19 protein-coding genes and 7 tRNA genes are annotated in these 24,971 nt (G+C 42.7%); 1 reads left to right on the forward strand and 25 read right to left on the reverse strand.

All coding sequences use genetic code 11. The features are described 5' to 3' along the window. Window positions 1–189: 189 nt before the first annotated feature. A complete protein-coding gene (locus EO126_RS07890; protein WP_164726725.1) occupies window positions 190–1,113 on the reverse strand; it encodes a zinc metalloprotease HtpX in 924 nt (307 codons plus the stop codon). 161 nt (window positions 1,114–1,274) lie between these two features. Between EO126_RS07890 and EO126_RS07895 the strand changes: the two genes are divergently transcribed. Beyond that, window positions 1,275–1,796: a metallophosphoesterase gene (locus EO126_RS07895; protein ID WP_127008385.1), complete on the forward strand. Its 522-nt coding sequence runs from the start codon at window positions 1,275–1,277 to the stop codon at window positions 1,794–1,796. Window positions 1,797–1,998: 202 nt separating this feature from the next. On the opposite strand, the gene EO126_RS07900 is transcribed toward EO126_RS07895, so the two are convergent. The 24 genes from EO126_RS07900 to hemB all read right to left on the reverse strand — a co-directional run bounded on the left by EO126_RS07900 (window position 1,999) and on the right by hemB (window position 24,960). After that, window positions 1,999–2,598, reverse strand: a complete 600-nt coding sequence (locus EO126_RS07900; RefSeq protein ID WP_127008387.1) for a LemA family protein — start codon at window positions 2,596–2,598, stop codon at window positions 1,999–2,001. A 202-nt stretch (window positions 2,599–2,800) separates the two neighbouring features. After that, window positions 2,801–3,382, reverse strand: coding sequence for a DJ-1/PfpI family protein (locus EO126_RS07905; protein ID WP_127008389.1), 582 nt, complete (start codon window positions 3,380–3,382; stop codon window positions 2,801–2,803). 77 nt (window positions 3,383–3,459) lie between these two features. Beyond that, window positions 3,460–4,791, reverse strand: coding sequence for an RNA-binding domain-containing protein (locus EO126_RS07910; protein WP_006556310.1), 1,332 nt, complete (start codon window positions 4,789–4,791; stop codon window positions 3,460–3,462). A gap of 183 nt (window positions 4,792–4,974) precedes the next feature. Next, window positions 4,975–5,049: transfer RNA gene (locus EO126_RS07915), tRNA-Arg, on the reverse strand. Window positions 5,050–5,160: 111 nt separating this feature from the next. Continuing rightward, window positions 5,161–6,441 (reverse strand): uracil permease, encoded by a 1,281-nt coding sequence (gene uraA / locus EO126_RS07920; RefSeq protein WP_006556309.1) that lies wholly within the window; start codon window positions 6,439–6,441, stop codon window positions 5,161–5,163. A gap of 154 nt (window positions 6,442–6,595) precedes the next feature. Next, a complete protein-coding gene (locus EO126_RS07925; protein ID WP_127008391.1) occupies window positions 6,596–7,885 on the reverse strand; it encodes an FtsW/RodA/SpoVE family cell cycle protein in 1,290 nt (429 codons plus the stop codon). Window positions 7,886–7,887: 2 nt separating this feature from the next. After that, the gene (gene trmB, locus EO126_RS07930) at window positions 7,888–8,538 is read right to left on the reverse strand and encodes a tRNA (guanosine(46)-N7)-methyltransferase TrmB (RefSeq protein ID WP_006556307.1); all 651 of its coding nucleotides are present in this window, start codon (window positions 8,536–8,538) and stop codon (window positions 7,888–7,890) included. Between the two features lie 464 nt (window positions 8,539–9,002). Then, window positions 9,003–12,059 (reverse strand): YadA-like family protein, encoded by a 3,057-nt coding sequence (locus EO126_RS10755; protein WP_164726726.1) that lies wholly within the window; start codon window positions 12,057–12,059, stop codon window positions 9,003–9,005. Next, on the reverse strand, window positions 12,028–14,538 hold the full coding sequence (locus EO126_RS07955) for a hypothetical protein (RefSeq protein ID WP_127008393.1): 2,511 nt from the start codon (window positions 14,536–14,538) through the stop codon (window positions 12,028–12,030). The genes EO126_RS10755 and EO126_RS07955 overlap by 32 nt, the downstream gene beginning before the upstream one ends. A gap of 233 nt (window positions 14,539–14,771) precedes the next feature. Beyond that, window positions 14,772–15,305 carry a hypothetical protein gene (locus EO126_RS07960; RefSeq protein WP_164726727.1) on the reverse strand — a complete coding sequence of 178 codons (534 nt, stop codon included), beginning with the start codon at window positions 15,303–15,305 and terminating at the stop codon, window positions 14,772–14,774. Between the two features lie 666 nt (window positions 15,306–15,971). Continuing rightward, window positions 15,972–16,047, reverse strand: a tRNA-Val gene (locus EO126_RS07965). 7 nt (window positions 16,048–16,054) lie between these two features. Beyond that, window positions 16,055–16,129 (reverse strand) — tRNA-Glu (locus tag EO126_RS07970). Window positions 16,130–16,135: 6 nt separating this feature from the next. Beyond that, a tRNA-Lys gene (locus EO126_RS07975) sits at window positions 16,136–16,211 on the reverse strand. An 8-nt stretch (window positions 16,212–16,219) separates the two neighbouring features. Next, window positions 16,220–16,294 (reverse strand) — tRNA-Gln (locus tag EO126_RS07980). Window positions 16,295–16,327: 33 nt separating this feature from the next. Then, window positions 16,328–16,403, reverse strand: a tRNA-Asn gene (locus EO126_RS07985). 7 nt (window positions 16,404–16,410) lie between these two features. Further along, a tRNA-Gly gene (locus EO126_RS07990) sits at window positions 16,411–16,485 on the reverse strand. A 251-nt stretch (window positions 16,486–16,736) separates the two neighbouring features. After that, a complete protein-coding gene (larC, locus tag EO126_RS07995) occupies window positions 16,737–17,564 on the reverse strand; it encodes a nickel pincer cofactor biosynthesis protein LarC (protein WP_006556302.1) in 828 nt (275 codons plus the stop codon). Between the two features lie 2 nt (window positions 17,565–17,566). Next, entirely contained in the window at window positions 17,567–18,631 is a 1,065-nt protein-coding gene (locus tag EO126_RS08000; RefSeq protein WP_006556301.1) for a nicotinate-nucleotide--dimethylbenzimidazole phosphoribosyltransferase, read from the reverse strand. Further along, the gene (gene cobT, locus EO126_RS08005) at window positions 18,628–19,668 is read right to left on the reverse strand and encodes a nicotinate-nucleotide--dimethylbenzimidazole phosphoribosyltransferase (protein WP_127008395.1); all 1,041 of its coding nucleotides are present in this window, start codon (window positions 19,666–19,668) and stop codon (window positions 18,628–18,630) included. Before cobT ends, EO126_RS08000 begins: the two co-directional genes overlap by 4 nt. A gap of 9 nt (window positions 19,669–19,677) precedes the next feature. Continuing rightward, complete coding sequence (locus EO126_RS08010) at window positions 19,678–20,541, reverse strand: prephenate dehydrogenase (protein WP_006556299.1); 864 nt, start codon at window positions 20,539–20,541, stop codon at window positions 19,678–19,680. 105 nt (window positions 20,542–20,646) lie between these two features. Further along, window positions 20,647–21,999 carry an MATE family efflux transporter gene (locus EO126_RS08015; protein ID WP_006556298.1) on the reverse strand — a complete coding sequence of 451 codons (1,353 nt, stop codon included), beginning with the start codon at window positions 21,997–21,999 and terminating at the stop codon, window positions 20,647–20,649. Window positions 22,000–22,026: 27 nt separating this feature from the next. After that, window positions 22,027–22,374 carry a hypothetical protein gene (locus EO126_RS08020; RefSeq protein ID WP_006556297.1) on the reverse strand — a complete coding sequence of 116 codons (348 nt, stop codon included), beginning with the start codon at window positions 22,372–22,374 and terminating at the stop codon, window positions 22,027–22,029. 220 nt (window positions 22,375–22,594) lie between these two features. Further along, complete coding sequence (hemL, locus tag EO126_RS08025; protein WP_006556296.1) at window positions 22,595–23,884, reverse strand: glutamate-1-semialdehyde 2,1-aminomutase; 1,290 nt, start codon at window positions 23,882–23,884, stop codon at window positions 22,595–22,597. A gap of 101 nt (window positions 23,885–23,985) precedes the next feature. Further along, a complete protein-coding gene (hemB, locus tag EO126_RS08030; protein ID WP_006556295.1) occupies window positions 23,986–24,960 on the reverse strand; it encodes a porphobilinogen synthase in 975 nt (324 codons plus the stop codon). Window positions 24,961–24,971 lie beyond the last annotated feature (11 nt).

Genomic DNA, 24,971 nt, shown 5'->3' on the forward strand with positions numbered 1-24,971 from the left:
CCTTCGTACATGACCAGCTTTTATAAGTAAAGCTTCGGATTTTTCAAAAAATCAAGATTTTCGCTACCAAACCAAAGCCCGTATTGCTGTATAATTTAATTATAGCAAAAACCGTAACAGATGAATGAAAATTTTATCAAATATATCCTTATTGATAAAATTCCTTTATTTTTAAGCCTTAAATTTCGATTATCCTTGCTGTGACAATTCATACAGCTTAGCTACCCGTTTACGCAACGGCGGATGGTCACTCACCAACTGATTGATAAACCCCTCCGTATCACCATAGCGTGTCAATTTTGCCAAAGCAGAGGCCAATGCCTGACCAAGCCCCAACTCATGAGCAAAACGATCCGCCCGATACTCGGCAATCCGCGACCCAAAAGGAGCTAATAATACATAACCAAAGTTAGCCAAGCTATGTAGGATTCGCACAATAAAGCGAATAAAAATAACGATAGCCATAAAAACAACTGCTAAAATATTAATAAACGGAATATACCGTAACACATTGTATACGGTAGTAATAATCAGCATAAGAAGCTCAAAGGCAATAATTATAGCATTATACACATTGAGCATGGCTGCCGATGTCATGCCATAGGTCGTATCGCGATGAACAAGATGACTCAGTTCATGAGCTAAAATTCCTTTCAACTCATACTCGTTCATTTCATCAATCAACCCCATAAGAACGACTACACGATTATGCCCCAAAGCAAAGGCATTAATTTGTTTACTGTGTTGCACATACAACGTATACCGATCCGGATCAACACCGGCACGTCGACAAACATCACTCCAGCAATTATTCAAATACACGGCTAAATCGCCCTGTGGTTTACTGATATTTTTAAATTTTAAAAACAGACCTTGAATCGGCGGCAACTGGAATAAAATAATGGATGTCAAAAAGAAAAGAGCCACCCAAACACAGCATATAGTAAAGCTTTCTACCGGTAAGCCGAGTCGTTGTAAAATGTCCACTATAAACGGCTGCTCCAATATGGTAGGCGTACCGAAAAGGCCTATAATCCAGTCGATGAAGAACAATATAACCGACGCTACAGCACCATAAATAAGGCCTGTAATAATAAGCAATAAAAATCCCATACCTATCCCTTTCTGTCTGTTCTCCCCCAAGAACATTAAATATCGACTGACTGAGTTCGATCCCGGTTTGGTCCACCATTCAAGAAAAAACTCAAGTCACAATATCCCTAATTTACCGTTTTCTTATACTTAAATTATACCCTATGACAGGAGTAAGAACCATGATTTATTTCACCAGCGATTTACATTTAGGTTACCAAAAAGTTATTAAAAATCGAAATCGCCCCTTTGATTCCGTCGAAGAAATGAATGAAACCCTCATTGCGAACTATAACAGCCGCATCACACCTAAGGATACGGTATATCTTCTCGGTGATTTAACGCAAAAGCTTGAGCCCAAAGAAGCTAACTCTTTGTTGGCTCGTCTAAATGGCAAAAAAACACTGCTCATTGGCAATCATGATAAATATAAAAAATATGACGCTAAAATTTTTAAAGAAATGTGTGATTACAAATATCTCACTGATAAAGAAGTCCCTATTGCCCTAATGCATTATCCGATTTTAGCTTGGAATCGCTACCAACACGGCAGCATGATGCTGCACGGTCACATTCACTCAACCGGCGAATACAACGAAGCAAATCGTGAAAAAGGAATCCGCCGTTACGATGTGGGCATCGACGCCAATCACTTCTTCCCCGTCTCATTGGATGAAATATTAGAGTTCTTTGGGATTAACTAAAAACCGCAAATCACTTTCAAAAAATGGTATTTCGGCCATTACCATGATAATATAAACTCACCGGTCGACAAAGCAAGATTTCTCTATGAAAATATTGTTGAGTTGAGGGCATAAAAGTAATAACTAAAATAACAAAAGGAGCTAACATGAAATGCAGTTTTTACTTACAATTCATGATAGCTCCTTCTTTTAATTTTTTACACTACTGATTAATCTTATCTTTTATTTGTTCTGTTTTATCTTTTAATACTTCCGTACCTTTAATCGCCAACTCTTTTATTGCTTCTGTATTTGCACCACTGAACGAATCAATACCAATTTCATTATTAGGATCAAAATAAGGGGCTTCTTTAAAGCCAAGTGCCGATGCTACAAATACCATTGGTATTTGTGCTATTTGGCTATTGTAGCCTTTAACGACATAGTTATAAATCTCACGTTTTTCAGTCAAAATTTGCTCATTTTTACTAATATTCTCTAAGAATTGACTATAATGAGTACTAGACTTTAATTCCGGATATGTATTTGCTAAGGCTTTAATAGAAGTCACTGCTTCAGATGTAGCTTTAGCCATTTCAGTATAATTATCAGAAACCTTAAGTTGGATTACTTTTTCATAACTGCCATAACTATTAACTAAATCCGCAAACTGATTAACAATGGCTACTTTACGTTCTACTACTACCTTAATATTAGAGCGAGCTTCTTTAATTTCTTGATTTAAACCCTGTAACCGATTATACCTTGTAATAAAGTAATAAACGAGAAAAATCACAAGAACCCAAAACAAAAAACTCATCATAATAACACTCCCTATCCCAATTTAATAATAATCCCCACACGCTTTTAATACACTCATATATCCCTACCGATGTAATATCAAAAGCCATCATTGCTGTACAATTTTATTATAACAAAAAAGCGAAAACATATGAAAGCAAATTTTATCAATTACATGCTGATTGATAAATATCTTTCATTTTTATTTTATAATAACCTAAAAATTAAAACGTATCCCTATCCGCATCAGCATTCCAGTGATATTCCATTCCCTTACAAATATCTATCGCTTTAGCTTCATCAAAACGGTCACGCACAAAACCTAGGGCCATATCAATACCGGCCGAAACGCCTGCCGAGATATAAATATTGTCAGTATGTACCCAACGAGCCATACGATTCCACTCAACTTCGGGACGACAACTTTTCACCCAATCAAAAGCTCGTTTATTTGTTGTCGCCGGTTTACCGTCCAACATTCCGGTTTTGGCCAACAAAGCAGCACCGGTACAGACAGTCAGCACGAATTCGGATTTTTCAGCAGCTGCTTGAATCGCTTCAAGAAATGCTTTATTGTCTACTTGATCACGACTGCCCCAACCACCCGGAATCAAGAGATTTCCGCCATCTTCAATGACCGACATTGGTTCTGTTTCGATACGGATATTTTGCTCATTGGTAATAAGACCGCCGTTCAAAGATACGAAACGAATTTTATAATCCTCAATTCGATTTAATACTTCAACCGGACCAAACGCATCAAGGGCTGTGAAATTATTATAAAGAACTACGTTTACATGTTGCATAGTATACCTCCTTATCTATGATTCTATTTACCTTTAAAATAACCAATATCGCTTCATTTGTAAATAGTATTAAGGTTTCACTTTTTTACCGGCTCATACCGAATATTACGGCTTCCACCCAGTTGTACAATCTGCCCCTTATCTGTCATTGATTTTAAAATACGACCGGCTGTAGACTGACTGACATTCAATAATTCCTGTACATCTTTTCGAGTAATCACTTGCTTCTCCTCCAAGTGATGCATTATTTTCTCCTCATTCGAGCTGACAAACGGAGCCACTGTCTCTTTGATTACCTGTGATTTCTCCGTCACTTCTCTCATAGCATTCATATTAGGCAAAATAATTTTAAACGTATTATTAGTAACGCGAAGTTGTGGCTGTAACGGAGCTCCAACATAAGCATCCATAATTTTTTGCATACCTGTGCCATAAGCCTCAATGAGTTCTAAACGATAAAAAACATTAGCAAGGTTCGGATTTCGACACACTGAAACGCCTGCTGTCACATCTTCTAACTCTAACCCCGGCAGCAAGCCTCCCAGAGAAACAAATTCTAGTCGATCCTCGAAAATACTGATTAACGTACTGGCACTAAATGAATAATCTCGGTGAACTAACGTATTAAGTAATGCCTCACGAACGGCAACCTCCGGATAATCACGGGTATCAATACGACGAAGTTTTTCAAAAGTTGAACCTATTTGATTATGTAGATCAATATAATCGTAAACTTCATTCATTTGTTGCATAAGCGAACCGGAGAATTCTCTACGATCTTTAAATATATTTTGATTACTTCCTTGAAATATGGCTGCCTTAATAGTATAAGGACACTGTTCTGAGAGAAGTAACCCCAAATTCGTATATAATCCATCAGAAGATACCAATTTTAAAGTTTTCAACTGTGGTAATCCGAAAGGAACTTTTCGAAGGTCAAACTCTCTTTTTGTGGATTCAAAAGTTAATTCCTGATTGATAGAGCGCATATCCTCAAATCGATCGCCATCTGTCTCCTTAATCATTTGACGAATAGCCGTATCAGTTGTCGGAACAGATGAATAGCCTTGTCGCACATAAACACCTTCAGGCCTAAGACCTTTCTTAGCTAAATAATAAGGACGATTAGTACCTCGTTGAACACTAATGGCGATGATAGACTTGCCCTCGTAGTTCACTGTTTCATAGTGAATAAACATAGTAACATCCGGCTTGATAGAGTCTCTCACCATATTCGAGATTTGCAATGCACATTCATCAGCATGTTCTACACCTACTACCGTACCATCATCATTGACACCAACATAAATAGTGCCCCCGTCACAGTTTGCAAATGCTATTATCTCTTTTTTTATATCCTCTTGTATAATTGCCTTCAATTCAACAGTTTCGGTTTCTTCGAATTGCATTCTAATCACTCCTTAGATTTTCCCCATCTATATTCTAACCACACTCTAACTTTTCCAATCAAATTCTAACCATTTTCTAATCAATTTCTAACTACATTCTAATCATTCTAATCAATAATGTCAATTAAATTTGATTAGAATAGAATAAAGGCCTCTCGAAAATTCGAGAAGCCTTTATTTATCTGGTGCGCCTAGCAGGATTCGAACCTGCGCACCCGGTTCCGGAGACCGGTGCTCTATCCCCTGAGCTATAGGCGCATATTGGGATAACCTCTTTTTTCAAAACAATCATGAAAAGTGAATGCAAGAAACCGTCAAGGTTACCCAATTATTATAACAGTGCCAATTATACACTGTCAAATACATGACTTAGTCGTGTTTAAGCTGTTTATTACCAATACCTGTTTTGCGAAGAATGGCGAAACAAAGGCTTAAAATAACAGCCACTACGGTAGCAAGGCCCATGCCTTGAAGGACAACCGGACCAAGTGTTACCTGAGCGCCGCTGAGACCTGTAATCATAACGATGGACGTTAAAATCAAATTATCAGGACGGGTATAATCAACCTTACGTTCAACGAGCATACGCAAGCCGGATGCCGCAATGATACCGAACAACAAGATACTTACACCACCCATAACCGGTACCGGAATCGCATGGATTAAAGCAGCAATTTTACCGATAAAGGAGAAGATAATCGCTAAAACGGCAGCTCCGCCAATAACATACACGCTGAATACACGCGTGATGGCCAAAACGCCGATATTTTCACCATATGTCGTATTTGGCGTAGCACCAAAGAAACCGGAGAGAATGTTAGCAATACCATCGCCCAACAACGAACGTTCAAGCCCCGGATCTTTCATGAGGTCACGACCTACGATGTTACTGGTTACTACCAAGTGGCCTACATGTTCCGCAAACACAACGAACAAGGCCGGCATAATCATCAAGATTGCATTAATATTGAAAACCGGTGTGGTCATATGAGGCAAGGAGAACCAAGCTGCTTCGGATACTTTTGAAAAATCTACCACGCCCATGAAGGCCGCTAACACATAACCGGATACAACACCGATTAATACAGGAATTACCGCAAAGAAACCGCGGAAAATAACAGTACCCAAGATAGTTACAATCAAGGAGAACATAGAAATCGTCACAACTTGTGTGTGCGTCATGCCCAAGGTCTGCCAGCTGTCGCCGACGATACCGGCCATACCCATAGCTACCGGACCGAGTTCCAAGCCGATAACGGCAATAATAGCCCCCATCGCAGCCGGTGGGAATAACAAATCAATCCAACCAATACCTACGGCACGAACGATGAATGACAACACGATAAATGCTAAACCGAAAGCAATAAACCCGCCTTGTGCCGCTTCATAAGACATGCCGGCTGCCATAACGGATAATACCGGCGCAATAAACGCAAAACTGGAACCTAAATAAGAAGGAATTTTTCCTTTACAAATAAATAAGTACAGAATGGTACCAATCCCGTTCATAAATAACGCCGTTGCCGGATCCGCTTTTAATAAGTACGGAACCAATACGGTAGCCCCGAACATAGCAAATAAATGTTGAAAACTCAACGGCAACATGGCCACATTTGACGGCCGTTCAGATACGTCAATAAAGTCTTTCATTCCTCTAAATCCTTTCTGAAATCCTTGTTTTAACACATAAAAGATCGTTTAATTTATTTAATGCCGTCAATTGACGGTTAAATACAGATATTCAACAACACACTAAACAGCTAACGTTCGTAAAAAACCTTCACGCTAACGCGTTAATCCTGTTCTATCTGACACCACCGGCAGTCGGTCTGAAACGACTACGCGTTTCTTCACGAAGTGACGGTGCCACACCTTGTGCTCCAATTCGACGATTAGCCAATTCATTGCTTCGTGAAATGCTGAGTAATATCGCAATAGCCAACATATTCATTACTAATGATGAACCGCCGTAAGAAACAAACGGCAACGGTACCCCGGTAACCGGCAGTACACCGCAAACCATCAACATATTGAAAAAGGCCTGTCCGCCAATAAGGCAAGTTATCCCGATGGCTACTAATTTACCGAATAAATCGCAAGCATCGGCAGCCACCCGTAAGCCGTAATAAACGAATAAGAATACGACTGCGGTTAACAACAACGCTCCAATTATGCCCGTTTCCTGTGCCCAAACCGCAAAGGCAAAGTCTGTATGTGCTTCCGGCAAGTAAAAGTATTTGGCGGTCCCTTCACCGAGGCCCTGCCCTAAAATGCCGCCGGACCCGATGGCCAACATACTTTGAACACTTTGATAACTAAGTGTCTGTGCATGTCCCCAAGGATCAAGCCATGCCAAAATACGTTCTAAACGATAGGGTGACATCATAACGAGAACCACAAAGCCGGCTATGACAATGCTGCCCAACACCATCAAACGCTTACGAGATTCCTTGCTCATTTTGCCCATTACCATCAAAAGCAACGGAAAGGCCAAAATCAACACGGCAGTCCCCGTATCCGGCTGAATTAAGGTCAATGTGGCAAACGCAATCGGAGCCCACAAGGCTTTTGAAATATTAAACTGCGTCTGAAATTTATACGGTTTGCCATAACAATCGTGTTTTTCAAACAATTCCACTGTCGGATAGCGCTTACGCCAATCATCAATGCATTTAGCGGCCCACAAAATAACAGCCAACTTAGCAAATTCAGACGGCTGAATCGAAGCGCCAAAAGGCAACGGAATCCAACGACGTGCACCGTTAATGACTTCACCGGCCACAAAAACTACCAGCAAAGCAATCAAAACGACCAACATGATGCTGTTTAAGGTATTTGAATTTTTAAATCTCCGATAATCCAAACGATACAGCATTCGCCCGAAAAACAGGCCTACACATAAATAGAATATGTGTTTTACGATATTACTGGAAAAAAACGAACCTTGCCGCACCAAATCAACGGATGTGGCACTATATATATTGAAACTGCCGATAATAATCCAAATGCCCACCATTACCATAATGGCTTGTGCATCATTACGGAACAACATTTTCAAACTGAATGCAGGCTTTTTTTTAACCTCTTGAGCCATGGCTACGCCTCCTCAGGTTTGATTGCTTCCAAACGGAAAATAGGCTGTCCTTTTTTACTGAATTTTTCTTCGTATTCGGTCATTACATTCGGCATATCCGTGCTGTGTAAATCGTAAGTTACATTTTTTAATGTCCAACCGCATTCTTTAAATTCTTCTAAAGAGAACAAGAAGAGTCCTTCATTGTCGGTTTTGAAATGAATTTCGCCCTGTGGTTTTAACAAACGAGCGTATCTGTCTAAAAACGTACGGTATGTCAAACGACGTTTGGCATGACGTGCTTTTGGCCATGGATCACAGAAGTTAATGTAAAAACGGTCAACTTCGCCCGGTGCTACAACATCTTCAATACCGGCAATATCAAATAAAGATACCTTGGCATTCGGTAAATTTCGTTCAAATACCTTCTGTGCCGCATAATATAAAACGCCCAACTGCACTTCAAAGCCTACGAAGTTAGCATCCGGATAAGTTTCTGCCATGCCGGCTATAAAGCGGCCCTTACCGGTACCTAGTTCAAAGTATAAAGGTTTGGTTGGATCTTCAAACAGCTCACGCCACTTGCCTTTATGTACCTCGTGGTTTTCCAAAATTACATGGGAATCATATTCATGAATAGCCTCGTCAATCCAAGGTTTTCTACGTAATCGCATACTATCTCCTTCACAACTATATGTTAAAATTCTCTATTTAATTAATTATATAGTATTGCCGTAAATTGCACAACGGAACAGAGGGAGAATATGAAATGAGTGACGCAAAAAGAGGGAGATAGAGCAAAAACAATGAATCAATGCAATGGTTATAGGACAAAACAATGGAGCAAAAACAATAAAATAAAACAAAGAGGCTGTATCCAAATGCAATTTTACTCACATTTTAGATACAGCCTCATTTGCTTAAGAAAAATAGTTACTACTGCATTTTTTAGTCAAGCCGCGTCCCCTGCATTCACTGACTGCCACGATTGACTAAAATTGCTTTGTGGAAACTCTTGCTTAGCTCCCCTGTGCCACCTCCTGCCTTAACACTAACTACAGAAATGTACTGCTATATACACCCTTACAATTGTGTATCGCTATTTACACCCTTACAATTAGGTACTGCCTTGATTCAACTATCGCGCACTCATTAAGGACTGAACCAATTCTTCCAACTTCTGAATTCGTTCATTTTGACTTTCGTTCTGAGCTTTCAAATCATCAATTTCACTGGTTTGTTTTTCAACATACTCAATTAAACGACCTTTGCTCATGCCGGCATACGGATTGGAATTACCGAACTTCAAGCTGACGCCCATGTTCATCATGTTTTCGCCATTACCCATAGATCCGCCGATACTGAATAAAGTGTTTTCATTCGGACGATAGAAGGCACCCAAGGCTACCGCGTTAGAGCCATGATAAGTACCCATACCGGCCGTGAAGTTCCACTTGTTATCCGGATCGTAATCGAGTGGATGCAAGGCTGCCAAAGCGGCGGCACCGGCATCGGATTTATTAACCTTCGAATCCAGTTTGGAAATTTGATGTGCATTGTTTTGAACGGCTGTTGCTACACCACCGATAGCTGTTGACAATTCTTCACGAACCATGTAAACCTGGCCGGTTGTAGCGGCACTGCTTCCATCGGCCGAAAGTTCTACAGCTTTGACATTCTTAATTTCCTTGTCATTAGCATTGATACCATCTTTGGAAATGTACGTCATGTTATCAACGGAAATACTGTTGCCAACTTTCAAGTCGTCACTTAAGGATAAGTTGTACTCATTCTTGCCTTCCACTTTCACAGCGTTGATATTATCATCGCCGTTAATCGTAGTTGCACCAACAGAACCTGCTATAGTGCTGGCAAAATCTTTCAACTGACCTTCTGTCGCTGCGCGGTCTTCAACAACATTATCAGCATACCACTTCGTATTGGTTAAACCGGTAATCGTACGGCTTGCAGTTTCACCTTCACCGGATTTCTTACCGTCAATAGTAATACCGCCAACTGTGATTTTTTCATCAAGACTAAATTTGACACCCTTAGTCGCATCATTAGCATCGACTTTTTCAACCTTAACACCGGTTTCGATATCGCCTACTACATTGGCTACGCCAGCTTTACCTTCGATGTTTTCAATCTTAGTGTTGATGTTAGTAATGTCTTTGTTGATATTGGTGATGTCGTTGTTAATCTTAGTGATGTCTTGCTTAACATTGGTTACATCGCCTTCAACCTTACTTACACGAGTTGTCAAGTTGGAAATATTGGTTGTATTATCGTTTACTTCCTTAACAAACGCCGGATCTAAACCAACTGTGATATCATTACCGCTCTGGGAAATCTGAATTTTAGAGCCGTTAACGAAGTTAATCACAGAGTCTTTCTTAATGGAGCGTTCGCCGGTAACATTCCCATCTTCACCAGTAGTTCCACCAATGCGTACACTACCATCAGCACCGTTCTTCACGGAGATTTCGCCGTAAGCATTTTTACCCGGTTGGCCATCTTCACCGGCAGGGCCTTGTGGACCAACCAAGCCGATGCTACCAGGCGTACCGTCTTTGCCATCCTTGCCCGGTGTACCGATAACGACTTCATTACTCAACTTCAAGTCATAAACTTTCTGACCGTTAACGTCTTTCACAGCCATAGTGAGATTGTTTTCGCCAATATAATCGCCTAGCTCACCATTTTCACCGGCTGTTGCAGATTTACCGTCGAGAGTAAGTTCGGTATGCGCTCCACCGACAGAAGTTACAACGTTAGAAATTGCTGCATTCAACTGATCTTCGGTTGCGGCTCGACCACTTACGATACCGGTAGTTGGATCCCACGTAATATTAGTGAGGCCTGTAATCGTATCGGTAGACGCAATTGTGTAATTTGTAGAACCATCAGTTTCCGTCTTAGGCGTAATCTCAACATTATCACCGGCAGTCAGAGTTACCTTATTGGCTTTCAACTGTGAAACGTTAACCGCATCTTTATCATCGACACCGTCAGCAACATTGATAATACGTTGGTTACCGCTATCCAAGCCGGCTTCACTTAAAGTTACCTGACTGCTATTAGCATCGGCCGCCTGTCTGAACGTAGGATTGTTTTCATCTTGCGGCGGTGTAAAGGTTAACTGACCTTCTTCCAAGTCGACGAATTTGGACAACTGAATATCGTAAATTAATTGACCATCAACTTCTTTTACACTCATAGTGAGGTTGTGATTTTTAACATATTCACCATGTTCACCGTTTTCACCCGGTTCAGCCGTTTCACCATAGACAGTAACTCTGTTATGATGTTCCGGCTTATTGGCAATTTGTCTAAGTTGAGCCATATTAACAGCATCAGTATCAAACTTACCTGGTGCCACGTTAACGATACGTTGGTTACCATTGTCGAGACCCGTAGGACTTAACGTCACTGAACCTCTTGCTAGATTTGTTACAGCATTTAAAGCTTCACCGTCTTTAGTATATGTCTGCGTATCCGCATCATATGTGGCCCCTCTTAAATCACTGTACCACTTACCATCTTGGTCTTTAACGAGCCACTTGTCGTTTTCATCTTTCATAGAGTCAGATGCAATTGTGATACTACCATCAGCCAAGTTAAGGTTCTTTGCTAATTTAACGGTTAAGCCACCATCAGCTGCTACCACGCCGATATTTTTATCCGTGAGTAGTTTCGCATCGCTAATGCCACCTTTAACTTCTAAAGTTTCGTTAAGCTTCTTAGGAATGGTTACATTTTCTGTATCCCCGGCAAACTTCAAACCATCTTCCAACGTAGCTACTGTATGCTCTTTATCCTTTTCGTCAACATATACGATACGAGTCATACCGTCTTTGCCGTCTTTGCCGTCCTTGCCAGGCGTACCGATTACGACTTCATTACTCAACTTGAGATCATAAACTTTCTGACCATTGACATCTTTAACAGCCATGATGAGATTATTATCGCCAATGTAGTCGCCTAAGGCACCATCAGCACCGGCTTTGGCGGATTTACCGTCAAGAGTAAGTTCGGTGTGAGCTTTAGCAATTGATTCCACAATTTCTAGTTGGGCTACGTTGACTGCATCTGTATCTTCACTACCGGCCGCAACATTGATAATTTGTCTTGTAGATCCTGCACTGCCTACGGAAACAGCGTCATTTCCAGACTGCCATGCACCTCTTTTCATTTACAGCAGAGAAGAAATCACTATGATCAGCAACCCAAGCATCTATTTTACTTCCTGCCTCAGCTCGTTCTGAGGATGTAGTTGCATCATAATAGGCATCTGTCAACCCATTATATTCAGCTATTAAAGGCTCAAGCATAGTTGTAAGCTCATCATATCGTGCTTTTTGGCCAGTGGATATCAATACTGCTTCAAACGAACTATTATCGCCACCTAAGGCATAACCAATTTTACCTTTTTCACGGTCTGCTACTGAATACGCACCAATAGCAACTCCATTCTCTATACTGCCCTTTGAATTATAACCAAGTGCTACAGCTCCTTGTTCCTTTGCACTTGCATAAGTACCTATAGCCGTCCCTCTCTTTTGAGCGGATGTCATTCCGCCAAAAGTAGCCCCCTGTTTATTTGCTCTCGAATAAGAACCGACAGCTGTATTTAAATAGGTTTGTCCTATTTTCCTCCAATCTGAACCATCCGATGTATCTTTTAAGAAGTAAGCATTAAGTCCGCTGGCCTCAAAATATTTTTCCTGTTCTTCCGGCGAAAGTGCATTATACGCATCTCCATCTATGTACCCATTGTGGGCAAAACTTTGATAACCAATCGCTACAGAATTATGACCAGCTGCAACATTACTTCTTCCAACAGACAGTGATTGGTAGCCTCGCCCATTGGTATAAGCGCCGAGAGCCGAGGAATTATCAAATTCAGCAATACTGCCGGCACCAATAGCCGATGCACCTTCACCCAATGCCTTCGAACTTTCACCAACCGCCAAAGATTGAAAAGCTAGAGCCTGTGTACTATTCCCTATAGCGGTAGAGCCTTGTCCTTTAACTTTCCCATAGTTTCCCAATACAACCTGAGCAACACCGCCAAAACTTTTTGCATCCCCACCAATAAAAATACCGCTTCCTGCATCCTTCGGATCGGTATCATAGTCTTTAGCATTTCTACCAATGACGATACTTCCATGAGCGGACTCAGCATTCTCGCCAATCACCAATGCATATTGTGTATTAACATTGAATATTTTTGCACTATCACCAATAGCAATAGTCCCCGGGCCTATTGTCGAGGCATTCCGTCCAATGGCAATCGCATTTTTCCCCTTAGCGCCATCATTATTCCAGTTTGTACCATCCGGTGATTCACTATCATCAGCATTTACAGAAAAATAGTGAACCTTTTCCTCACTAATTTTATTATTTAGTTTATTATTAAGCGCTTTCAACTGTGCCACGTTAACTGCGTCAGAATCTTCACTACCGGCTGCTACATTAGTTATCTGTCTGGTCGCATCTTCTTTGCCTACAGATACTGCACCAAAGCCTGATTGCCAAGCATTACGCATCTGGTCTCTTTCTTTTACAGCAGCGAGGTATTCAGGATGTTTTGCGTTCCATGCATCTAATGCCTTCCGAGCCTCTGCTTCTGCCGCCGATCCTACATCAGTATTACTATAAGCAATTATTAATTTATCATATTCAGCTTTTAAGGACGCAATTGTCTCTAAAACTTTATTGTACCTTACATTTTCTCCACTAGATTCCAAAGCCTTTTTAAAAGTACTGTTATCGCCACCTAAGGCATAGCCGATTACCCCTTTTTCACGCTCTGCTTTTGAAGCCACCCCCAAGGCGACCCCTCTTTCCGTGTAGACCTTAGTACTTACCCCAAGGGCAATACCCTGCTCACCCTCTACGATCGTGTAAGATCCTACAGCTGTTCCCCAATAATCACCTGCTTTTGCCTTCATACCGATAGCAATACTTCCTACGTGTTGTGCTTCAGCTCTATCACCGGCAGCAAAGCTGGAAGTTCCTGAGGCTTTAGCCATAGAACCTATGGCAGTGGACTGATTACCGGTAGCTTCAGTTATATTACCAATCGCTAACGTGGCCGCACCTAACGCTTTAGTCAAATGACCGATAGCTATAGAACGCGGTGTAGGTGTCCACATATTTTTAGTACTGGAAAAACCATAACCTTTATTATTTTTTAAATCATTTCGTTCTTCCTCAGGTAAAGCCATAAATTCGCTCATCGTATACTCTTTAAAAGTCGTACGATAATATAAAGTATTATCTTGTGATCCTATTGATAGATCTTGCCGTGTATAATCCTTCTTTTCTTCAACTGGCAACGCCTTGTAAGTTGCCTCATCAATACCCGGTTCAACCCCTGCTATTGCATAATTCCCCCAAGCTTGGGAATAATTCCCGATACTCCATGCATCACTTCCCATTGCTTGGCCTTCCATTCCAAATGCTTTTGCATTCTGACCGATAGCAATCGAATTTTCACCCGTAGCACCATCATTATTCCAATTCGTATCTTCAGGGGCTTTACGATCCTCAGAGTTTACAGAGAAATAGTGTATCTTATTATCATCCAACTTATTAGTAAACTTAGTATTAAGATCTTTCAATTGAGCCACGTTAACAGCATCAGTATCTTCACTACCTGCTGCCACACCGGTAATTTAACGAGTCGCAAAATCTGTACCTACCGAGGCAGCACCAAAATACGATTTATAGGCAGCCGTAATTTTTAATAAGGCCTGCTGGCTAGCGGTCAATTTTGTCTTAGCTTCTTCGGCTGCAGCTCTTAATGCTTCATTATCTCTATCAGCTTTCCATGCCGCATCTTTTTCTTTATAATCTTTTTCATTTGCTGTAATAGCCTCTACAGCTGCATAATATTCGTCTAGCCAAGATACGTAAGTAATTCAATATCACTAGTAAATGCAGTATGATCTGCTATATAGCCGTAGGTGTCATAACCTCTATCGGCTACACTACTAGACCCGATTGCCACAGATGAGCTTTTAGTAGCAACAGCATTATGGCCGATTGCAATTGAATCTGCCCCGGTTGCGTTATTATAACTTCCTAAGGCCATTGAATAATCACCGGCAGCATTTGCATGATGACCCATTGCAATGCTGCGTTTTCCTGAAGCCTCCGCGATAACCCCCATACCAATAGAGCCACTGCTTTGAGCTTTTGCTCTATCACCGATAGCAATGGATGATTCATTCAAAGTTTCCGTATTACTTATCGCGGTATTACCAATAGCAATACCGGCTTTGCCATAAGCCTCAGCTCCAGGACCTACGGCAAGAGAGCCTTCTCCCAATTGTAATTTTGCAATCACCGCATCATACACGGCCTGCTGATCAGTAGTTAAATCAGCCGCTAATACATCCGCCCCCGGATATAGCACTGAACTCGTAAGCAATGACACAACTAACAGTGTTCTGGATTTCTTACTCATATAACATACCCCTTTCAAGTACCTATACCTAATTATCCCCATAATGTAAGAAAATAATCCTTCACCTATCGTCTTCTATATTCAGTTTTAATCCCCTAAAAAGATGACTAAATATCATATTATATATCCACATTAATCATTTATAATATAATAATGACATATTTATCAAATTTAATCAAATCTTTTCTTAAAATTAATTAAAAATTTTATTATTTTTCCCTTCAAAAAAATGCCCTTAAATTCTGCATTCTTTGATTTATTTACATTTATTTTTGATGTATCTATCTCTTATTTTTATATCATATCGATAACATATTAATAACTTAAAATTATATATTCTATTTAACAAAGTGCAAAAAATAAAAAAATGACGTTTAAGAAACCGTCACTTTATCATGTTTACGTATTAAAATACCGAAAATTATTCAATCTGAAAATATTAGTTATAAATCGATGCTAATAGATGTTATATCGAAAAAAGTTAATGACTTTTTTCGACAAGTGTCCCCGAACGTTCGCGAAACCCCGTTATTAGTGAAGTGATATTTATATACCCAACTACCCGTTAAAATCTAAAAATAAAAAGAGCTCTTGATACCCATACAGTGTATCAAAAGCTCTTTTTCTATGTGGTGGACGATGACAGGATCGAACTGCCGACATCCTGCTTGTAAGGCAGGCGCTCTCCCAGCTGAGCTAATCGTCCATGTAGTTGGTGACCCGTGGGGGAATCGAACCCCCGATACCGCCGTGAAAGGGCGGTGTCTTAACCGCTTGACCAACGGGCCGGAAAGTGGTGACTCATCCGCGATTCGAACGCGGGACACCCTGATTAAAAGTCAGGTGCTCTGCCAGCTGAGCTAATGAGTCATATAAATTGGCAGGGGTAAAAGGATTCGAACCTTTGAATGACGGAGTCAGAGTCCGTTGCCTTACCGCTTGGCGATACCCCTATATATACAAAGGTATTAACCTGAGTAAAAAAATGGCTCCCCGAGTAGGACTCGAACCTACGACCGATCGGTTAACAGCCGATTGCTCTACCGACTGAGCTATCGAGGAATGAAAATGGAGCGGAAAACGAGATTCGAACTCGCGACCCCCGCCTTGGCAAGGCGGTGCTCTACCACTGAGCTATTTCCGCATTTCACAACAGAAACTATTCTACACCGTTAACGATATATTGTCAAGTAGTTTTTTTAACTTGACTGCATTCAAAGTGTCTTGTCCCTGACTGCTTAATTATGATACCAAAGAACTTAGTCCCATGTCAACACTTTTGTAAAAAAAATTATACAAACTTTTTACAAAAATATCAGCTCACCGTTTTAAGCGAGCCGATACGGTTTAATGCCATATAAAACACTATATAAAACACTATATAAAACGCTCTATTTACGCCTCAAAGAGAGTAAATACGTTAGGGATAGGTAAATCCATGAAGCCGAGGCCTACACCCTTTTTAGGTGCATTTTCGGCTTTATCCATCATAGTTAGCAGAGCCATTTGTGTTTCTTCCTTAGTTGGAGCCGTTGCGCCCGGTTGGAAACCGTTCACGTTCAATGTTTTAACCAAAGCTGCTCCCGTCGGCGTTACCAATTCCCCCTGCACCGGGGTCACATAGGTAGGAAACCCCTCCAATAGAGCCGCCGTAGCCGGCGTCGGAATATCCATAAGACCATGCTCACATTTCACTTTCCCCTGCCCTACATGGAGCGGTGAGAAGATAATACCTGTCACATCAAGGTACTCCAAGCAGATCATGGTACCCACGATATCAATGATACAATCAATGGCACCCACTTCGTGGAAATGCACTTCGTCCAAGGTCGTATTATGCACTTTGGCTTCCGCCATACCTAAATTTAAAAACGCAGTCAAAGCTTTTTCCTTTACCCAATCGGATAAAGGAGCCGCTTCAATGAGTGCTTTAATTTCCGGATAATTACGACGTTCGCCATGAGCATGCGTATGAAAGTGAATGCCGTCATGAGTGTGCACATGGGCGTGACCATGACCATTCCCCTTTAGTTTCACATCAAAATACGTTCCTTCGACGCCCATTTTTTCACGTTGCTCATGAATCAGCGAAAAGCCGCTTAAATTGAGCGGTGTCAGCGATTTTTTTAAATAATCGAACGGTACGCCGTAATTAAGCAATGCCCCAATCATCATATTACCGCTGATACCGGACGCACATAAACCATGCAAATACTTACTCATAATTACCGCCCATCCTGACGTTTGTTGCCCGGTCCGTCTTCAGCTACGGTCACCGTTGCTTCGCCGAAGGTTTTCATGTCGTTCAACATATGAAGCGACGCATCCACTACGGATAATCCCATAACGGAACCCACGGCTTCGTCCATTTCTAAATCATAATACAAGAACGGGCTGATGCCCAAGAATTTCATCTGTGCTTTGTGAACCGGTTCGTTATAGGCTGCCGACTGGAATACGAAGTCCATCACGGCCGGATTAATAGCCCGAGCCACCAATAAAGCAGAACCGGTTACGGCGTTGTCAAATACAACGGCCATGCGATTAACGGCCGCACCAAGATAGAAACCGACCATAGCCGCAATGTCTAAAGAGCCTACGCTTTGCAACACTTTTAAAGGTTCATCGCCGCTCAAGGCATAACGCTGCAACGTAGCACTCAAACGGTCCGCTTTTTCCTGAATCGACAAAGTGCATTCATTATCGGTCAACAATTCGGCCATCGGGTAGCCGGTAATCGCCGCCGTAACAGCCAAACCGCTCAATAAACTGCGTTCGCCCACATTACCGAGTGCTACTGCCTGTACGCCTTTAGCTGCCAATTCATCGGCCATCTGAAAACCGACTTCCAAGGTAGCTTCCATTTCTTCAGCTGTCATGGCCGGTGCTTTACCGAAGAAACGGGCCCCGTTGGCTACTTTTTTATTGACAATACCTTTTACAGCCGCAGTATCTTGTTCTAAACCTACGTCTACAATCGTTACGTCTGCTTCCAATTTTTTAGCGGCCGCCCCGGTCGCACTGTGACCACTGCCGAGACGAGTCACGGCAGCCAAGCTTTCCTGGCCTTTGGTATGGTTTTGCATACCGTCAACAGCTGTATCACCGGCAAAAATCAGCACGCCGTTTTTAATATGGTTCGGCTGTTCCACATTGTAGATGCCGGCCAAACGAACGGCGATTTTTTCCAATTGAGCCAAACTGTAAATCGGTTTGGTCAAATTATCTACACGAAGCTGGCACGCATCCATGCATGCCTGATTCAACGGTTTAATCACAAAGTCTCTCATGCTTGGTGCCCTCCTTCTAATTCCTGATACATGCGCACGGCTAAATCAAGCATCCCCATTTGAATGGATCCGCCCGATGCTTCACCGAGGCAAAGGCCAAGGTTAACATAGGCTTCAAGACCCAATGTATTAAGAGCTCTGTTATGTGCTTTTTCAGCGGATAAATGGGACGCCATTACATAATCCATGCTTTCAGGTACCAAGGAATGAGCCACCAACGCGCAAGCGGTGGTATTGAAACCGTCAATGATTACCATGGCATGAGCCGCGGCCGCACCGAGGATAATCCCGGTAATGCAGGCAAATTCCAAACCGCCTACGGAATGCAAGATGCCGAGGCCGTCGTTTTTATCTATATCAGCATATTTTTCCAACGCATCGTGAACAACTTTTTGTTTAACTTTAAGGCGTTCATCGGAGATGTTCGTGCCGCGACCGGTGGCCTGTTCCGCCGTAATACCGGCGAATTTAGCTGTCATAACGGCACTGGCCGTCGTATTGGCAATCCCCATTTCACCTACGAGGAATACATTATAGCCTTCAGCTACTTTTTCATTAACGAGGGCAATGCCCACTTCCATAGCCTGAATGGCTTCTTCTTTGGTCATAGCCGGTTCTTTTAAAAAATTGCGTGTTCCCATGCGGATTTTATTATGACGTAACCCCGGCACCCAGTTCATGTCCGCTTTGATACCCACATCGACTACTTCCATGTCGGTACCGCAATAGTTGCCCAGTGCATTGGCACCGGCCCCTTTCGGAATCAGGTAATTCTGCGTCATGCCAACGGTTACATCAATCGGATAGGCACTAACCCCCATTTCCGCCACACCGTGGTCGGCGGCCGCAATAATCATGCAGCGTTTCGGAATCGACGGCGATGGTTGACGTGCTACCATAGCGTATTGCTTTACCATGTCTACCAATTTGCCAAAACTGCCGTACGGCGTGGCACGATCCCAAACGGCTTGCACCGCATCACCGATGGCGGCGTCTTTTGGGGTAATCTTTTTACAAGTTTCTTCAAATAAGCCCATCATATCCTCCTATAACAGGGAAAATTTATCACGAATGTGCTTGGCATCATTCAAATACGATTCTAGTGTATCATCATCTGCCGTTAAAAGTAAATTTTTAATATTTGATATTTGTTGTTCTAAATCCGATAACGCACGGACCACTTCCGTACGGTTGCCCGTTATGATTTCTCGCCACATGCCGGGATTACCGCCCGCCACACGTGTAATGTCGCGAAACCCGCCGGCCGCCAGTCTTAGGCGTAAATCACCGAATTCATCACCGCCCGCTATAGTGGCAACCATAGCAGCCACCATATGAGGCATATGACTTATGGTAGCCATAAAACCGTCATGGACGCTCATAGGGATCTGCTCTACCCGACCGCCCAAAAGCTTGCCCATTTCGGCCAATTCTGCCGCCGCAGCTGCATCCCAACCGGATTCGACATCATCTTCCAACACAATCCATGTACAGTTTTTAAACAAATCGGCTTTCGCCATGCCATAACCGCCTTTTTCAGAGCCGGCCATAGGGTGAATTGACACAAACTTGGCACCTTGTGGCAAATACTGTTTTACTGTACGAGCAAAATTCGTCTTCGTACTGGACACATCGGTTATAAGAGTGCGAGGCCGAATGAGCGGTGCCAACTCCTCAAACAGCCTCGCATTAGTGTCCGGCGGCAAGGCGAATACCAAAATATCCGCCTCTGCTACCACTTCTTTAGGATCTTTATAGGCATGCGTCACTGTTTTGTCGGCTAACGCCTGCTCACAGATTTCCGAACGCCGTGCATACCCGATTACTTCATAATCTGTAAATTGTACCAGTCCTTTTGCCAAAGAACCGCCAAGTAAACCTAACCCAATAATCCCAACCTTACGCTTCATACTTCTTCCTCTAACTCTCTTTTTACTAAGTCTACTATGCTACACAAATCTCTTTGCCATTGAATATTCAACCAGCTGTTGCTCGATGTTTTTCAAAAAATCTCATCAAGCCGTTTCTTCAATCAGCTTCTTATTCTTCCATTTACCGCTGTGCCAACGCCATACGAATATAACGGCACGCACACCTTCATCAATGGCCATGGCAATCCAGATGCCGGCGAGCCCCCAATCGAGCCAAATGCCCAATACATAGGACAAAACAACGGCACAGAGCCACATACCAAAGATACCTACAATCATCGGCGTCCTGATATCGCCGGCCGCCTGTAAACATTGAACCATAATAATATTGACCGTTCGCCCGATTTCCAAGAAAATTTCAATCAGAAGAATCGTTTTACCGAGGGTAATGATTTCCTGTTCATCCGTGAAAAAGGCAAATATATAATCACTCAGTAAATAGAACGACACGGATAAAGTCATACTGATGGCCATGCCCAGCCACATCGTATGCCACACTCGTCCGGAAATTTCGTCTTCCCGATCCGCACCGACCAAAAAGCCTACGATAATTTGGGCCGCATTGGCCAGCGCAATGGTGTACATATAACAGAACATGGAAATAATATAGGCATATACCTTTGTATTAATAACCATGATACCGAAAATATTAACCATCTTCATAATCGTAGTCTGGGATAACTGATAGGACAACGTTTCCCCGCCGGACGGTACGCCGATATGCAATAAACGCTTCAACGTTTCTTTCGGGAACGGTTTTAAGTACGACCAGGACAATTTAACATTGAGCTGGGTTTTGAACAGATAGAATACCAAAAGTAATCCTAAGCCCTTGCTCAATGTCGTCGAAATAGACACGCCCAAAACGCCCATGGACGGAATCGGCCCCCAACCGTAAATGAGCACCATGTTACTGAAAATGTGTACCACGTTCATAACGAAGGCTACACACATGGTGATAATCGGCAACGAAAAACCGCGGAAAGTGGCCACAAAGGCCGTATAAATCCCCGTAATCGGAATACTGGCGGCTACGATAGTCATATAAAGGCTCGTATCATCGATAATCTCTTCCGGTACACCGAGCCACTCGAAAAGCATCCGATGGGCCACTAAAATAAACAGCGCCGCCACAGAACTGAACACGAAGTTAAAGGCAATACTCACCGTCGTTACTTCGTTTATCTTGGTCGGATTTTTGGCCCCCAAATATTGAGCAATCAATATGGTGGTAGCCGTACTCATAACAGTAATCAAGAAGATGAAAATATTCATAATCTGATTCGCATTGGCTACGGCAGCTACCGCTTCCTGGGAATAATGACTCATCATGAACTGGTCAATATTACCAATCAGCATCTGTAAGAATATTTCTATAAAAATAGGCCAGCTCAAAGTGACAACGGACAAGCTGGCGCTTTTTCTAACACCGCTCATACTAACCTCTTATTCTCTTTTTACTTTTTATATTTTAATTAAGGCATCATGTTCAATCAGGCATTGCCAATCGGATACCAGATTGTATTTAGCCTTAGCTTGCGCCATATCCCAGTTTTCACCTTCCGGGAACCAATTGCCTGGCAGACAGCCGCCTTTGGCAAAATTAATGGCAAAACCCATTTTACGAACTTCTTTGGAGGCCCACCATGCGCCGATCGCATCGCGGCCGACTAAGTAGATATTCTCCATTTGAGTGGCTTTCAGCCAATGAGCAATTTCATCCCAATATTCCTTGGGGATCACACTGTTATGCAAACATTCCTGCAAACTCTTGCGAGCTGCGGCCACCATTTCGGGAGTTAATCGTTCCATAATCATATCTCCTCTGTATTAGCACAAGACCCCTTCCAAATGGCAGGGGTCTAACATTTGATTATCCAATTTTAATTATAACATCGCTATGGCCACTTCGCCACCTTGCAATGGATTAAATACATACTTGCCGAATAATGAAATCATCCGCTACGGCCATGTCCATTCGTAGCATGCGCCAATCGTATCAATTCAGATTCTCAGCAAGCTGTATCAGCTATTATAAAGTTGCAAATGCTTCATCGGCTACCGCCAGAGTATGTTCAATATCCTGTGCGGAATGTTTAGCCGACATGAAGTTACTTTCGTATTGGCTTGGTGCATAATAAATGCCGTGGCTCAAATTGTAATGGAAGAATTTTTTGAACGCTTCCATATCACAAGCCGATGCGTCATCAAAATTATGTACCGATTTATCGCTGAAGAACAAGGTAAACATAGAGCCCACATATTGAACCTGAACCGGTACATTATGTTTAGCACCCAACTCTTTAAGACCTTGGCAAAGTGTTTCAGTTGCCTGATTCAAACGTTTGAATACAGTCGGATCCTGTTGTAAAATGCTGAGCGTTGCCAAACCGGCTGTTACGGCAATCGGGTTACCACTCAAAGTACCTGCCTGATAAATAGGACCGGCCGGTGCAACCTGGCTCATGATTTCACGGGAACCACCGAATACGGCCATCGGTAACCCGCCACCTACGATTTTGCCGAGACAAGTTAAGTCCGGTTTGATGTTGTATTTCTTCTGGGCACCGCCGGAGCTGGCACGGAAACCGCACATTACTTCGTCAAAAATAAGCAATGCGCCGTGAGCGGTTGTCAACTCACGAAGAGTTTCCAAGAAGCCCGGTACAGGCGGTACACAGCCCATATTGCCGGCTACCGGTTCTACGATAACCGCTGCAATGCTGTGACCTTCTTTTTCAAATAAGGCTTTAACCGCTTCAATATCATTGTACGGAATGGTCAACGTATCGGCAGCTACACCGGCCGGTACGCCGGGGCTGTCAGGCACACCGAAGGTAGCCAAACCGGAGCCGGCTTTTACCAATAACCCGTCGCTGTGACCATGATAGCAACCGATGAATTTAACGATTTTATCACGCCCCGTATAACCGCGCGCCACACGCAAGGCACTCATGGTCGATTCCGTACCGGAGTTAACCATGCGGAGCATTTCCATATTCGGCATGAACGCCTGGATTTTTTTAGCGAGTTCCGTTTCCAGAAGAGTCGGTGCCCCATAGCTGGTACCGCGTAAAACGGCTTCCTGCAAAGCAGCTACTACTTCGGATTTGGCATGGCCCAAAATCATAGGGCCCCAAGATAAAACATAATCAATGTACTCATTGCCGTCAATATCATAAATGCGGTCGCCGGATGCAGAGCTGATAAATGGCGGTTCGGAGCCCACACTGCGATATGAGCGCACTGGGCTGTTAACGCCACCCGGCATATAGACCTTAGCTTCATTAAAAGCTTGTTTAGATTTATCTAATGTAAACATAATCTTCTCCTTACGATATTAACAACAACGGCATGAGAATCGAGTTTTTGCCGGCCCTAAAGGCTCCAAAAAACAACGACTTACATTAAAACGTGTTTCAATTATTTACGCAACCAACGAGCTACATCCATGGCATGATAAGTGATGATGATTTTGGCACCGGCACGTTTCATGGACAATAAAGTTTCCAAAACAATGCGTTTTTCATCAACAAGACCCTGCTGAGCTGCCGCTTTAACCATGGCGTATTCACCGCTTACATTGTAAACAGCCAACGGATAGTCAAAGTTGTCGCGTGCTTCACGAACAATATCGAGATAAGAAAGCGCCGGTTTAATCATGATAATATCGGCACCTTCACGAATGTCGAGTTCGATTTCGCGCATGGCTTCCAAGCGATTTGCTTCGTCCATCTGGTAACCTTTACGGTCGCCGAATTCCGGTGTGGAATGAACGGCATCACGGAACGGACCATAGTAAGCACTGGCGTATTTAGCGGCATAGCTCATGATGGATACGTTGGTAAAACCGGCATCGTCAAGAGCTTCTCGGATAACGGCTACACGACCGTCCATCATATCAGACGGAGCTACCATATGAGAACCTGCCTGAGCATGGCTTACGGCAACTTTAGCAAGCAACGGCAATGTTTCGTCGTTCAAAACTTCGTGGTTTTCAACACAACCGCAATGACCGGTGCTGGTGTATTGGCAAAGGCATACGTCGGAAATAACAATGAGTTCCGGTACTTCTTTACGAATGGCTTTAATAGCCTGTTGTACCGGTTGTTCCATATCCCATGCAGACGAACCCTGCGGGTCTTTATAGGTTGGCAAACCGAATATTTCAACGCCCAAAATACCGAGGGCCTGTGCTTCTTTAGCAATTTTTACCGCTTCATCCACGGACAAATGGTATTGTCCCGGTAACGATGTAATTTCCTCCTTAACACCGGTCCCCGGCACAATAAACAACGGATAAATTAAATCCTCTACTTGCAATGTTGTTTCGCGTACCAAAGCTCTCATAGCCGGTGTTGTCCGCAAACGGCGCGGACGATAGGTTAAGTCTAACATTATTCATCGTC

The organism is Veillonella seminalis, assembly GCF_003992065.1.
Classification (GTDB): Bacteria; Bacillota; Negativicutes; order Veillonellales; family Veillonellaceae; genus Veillonella_A; species Veillonella_A seminalis.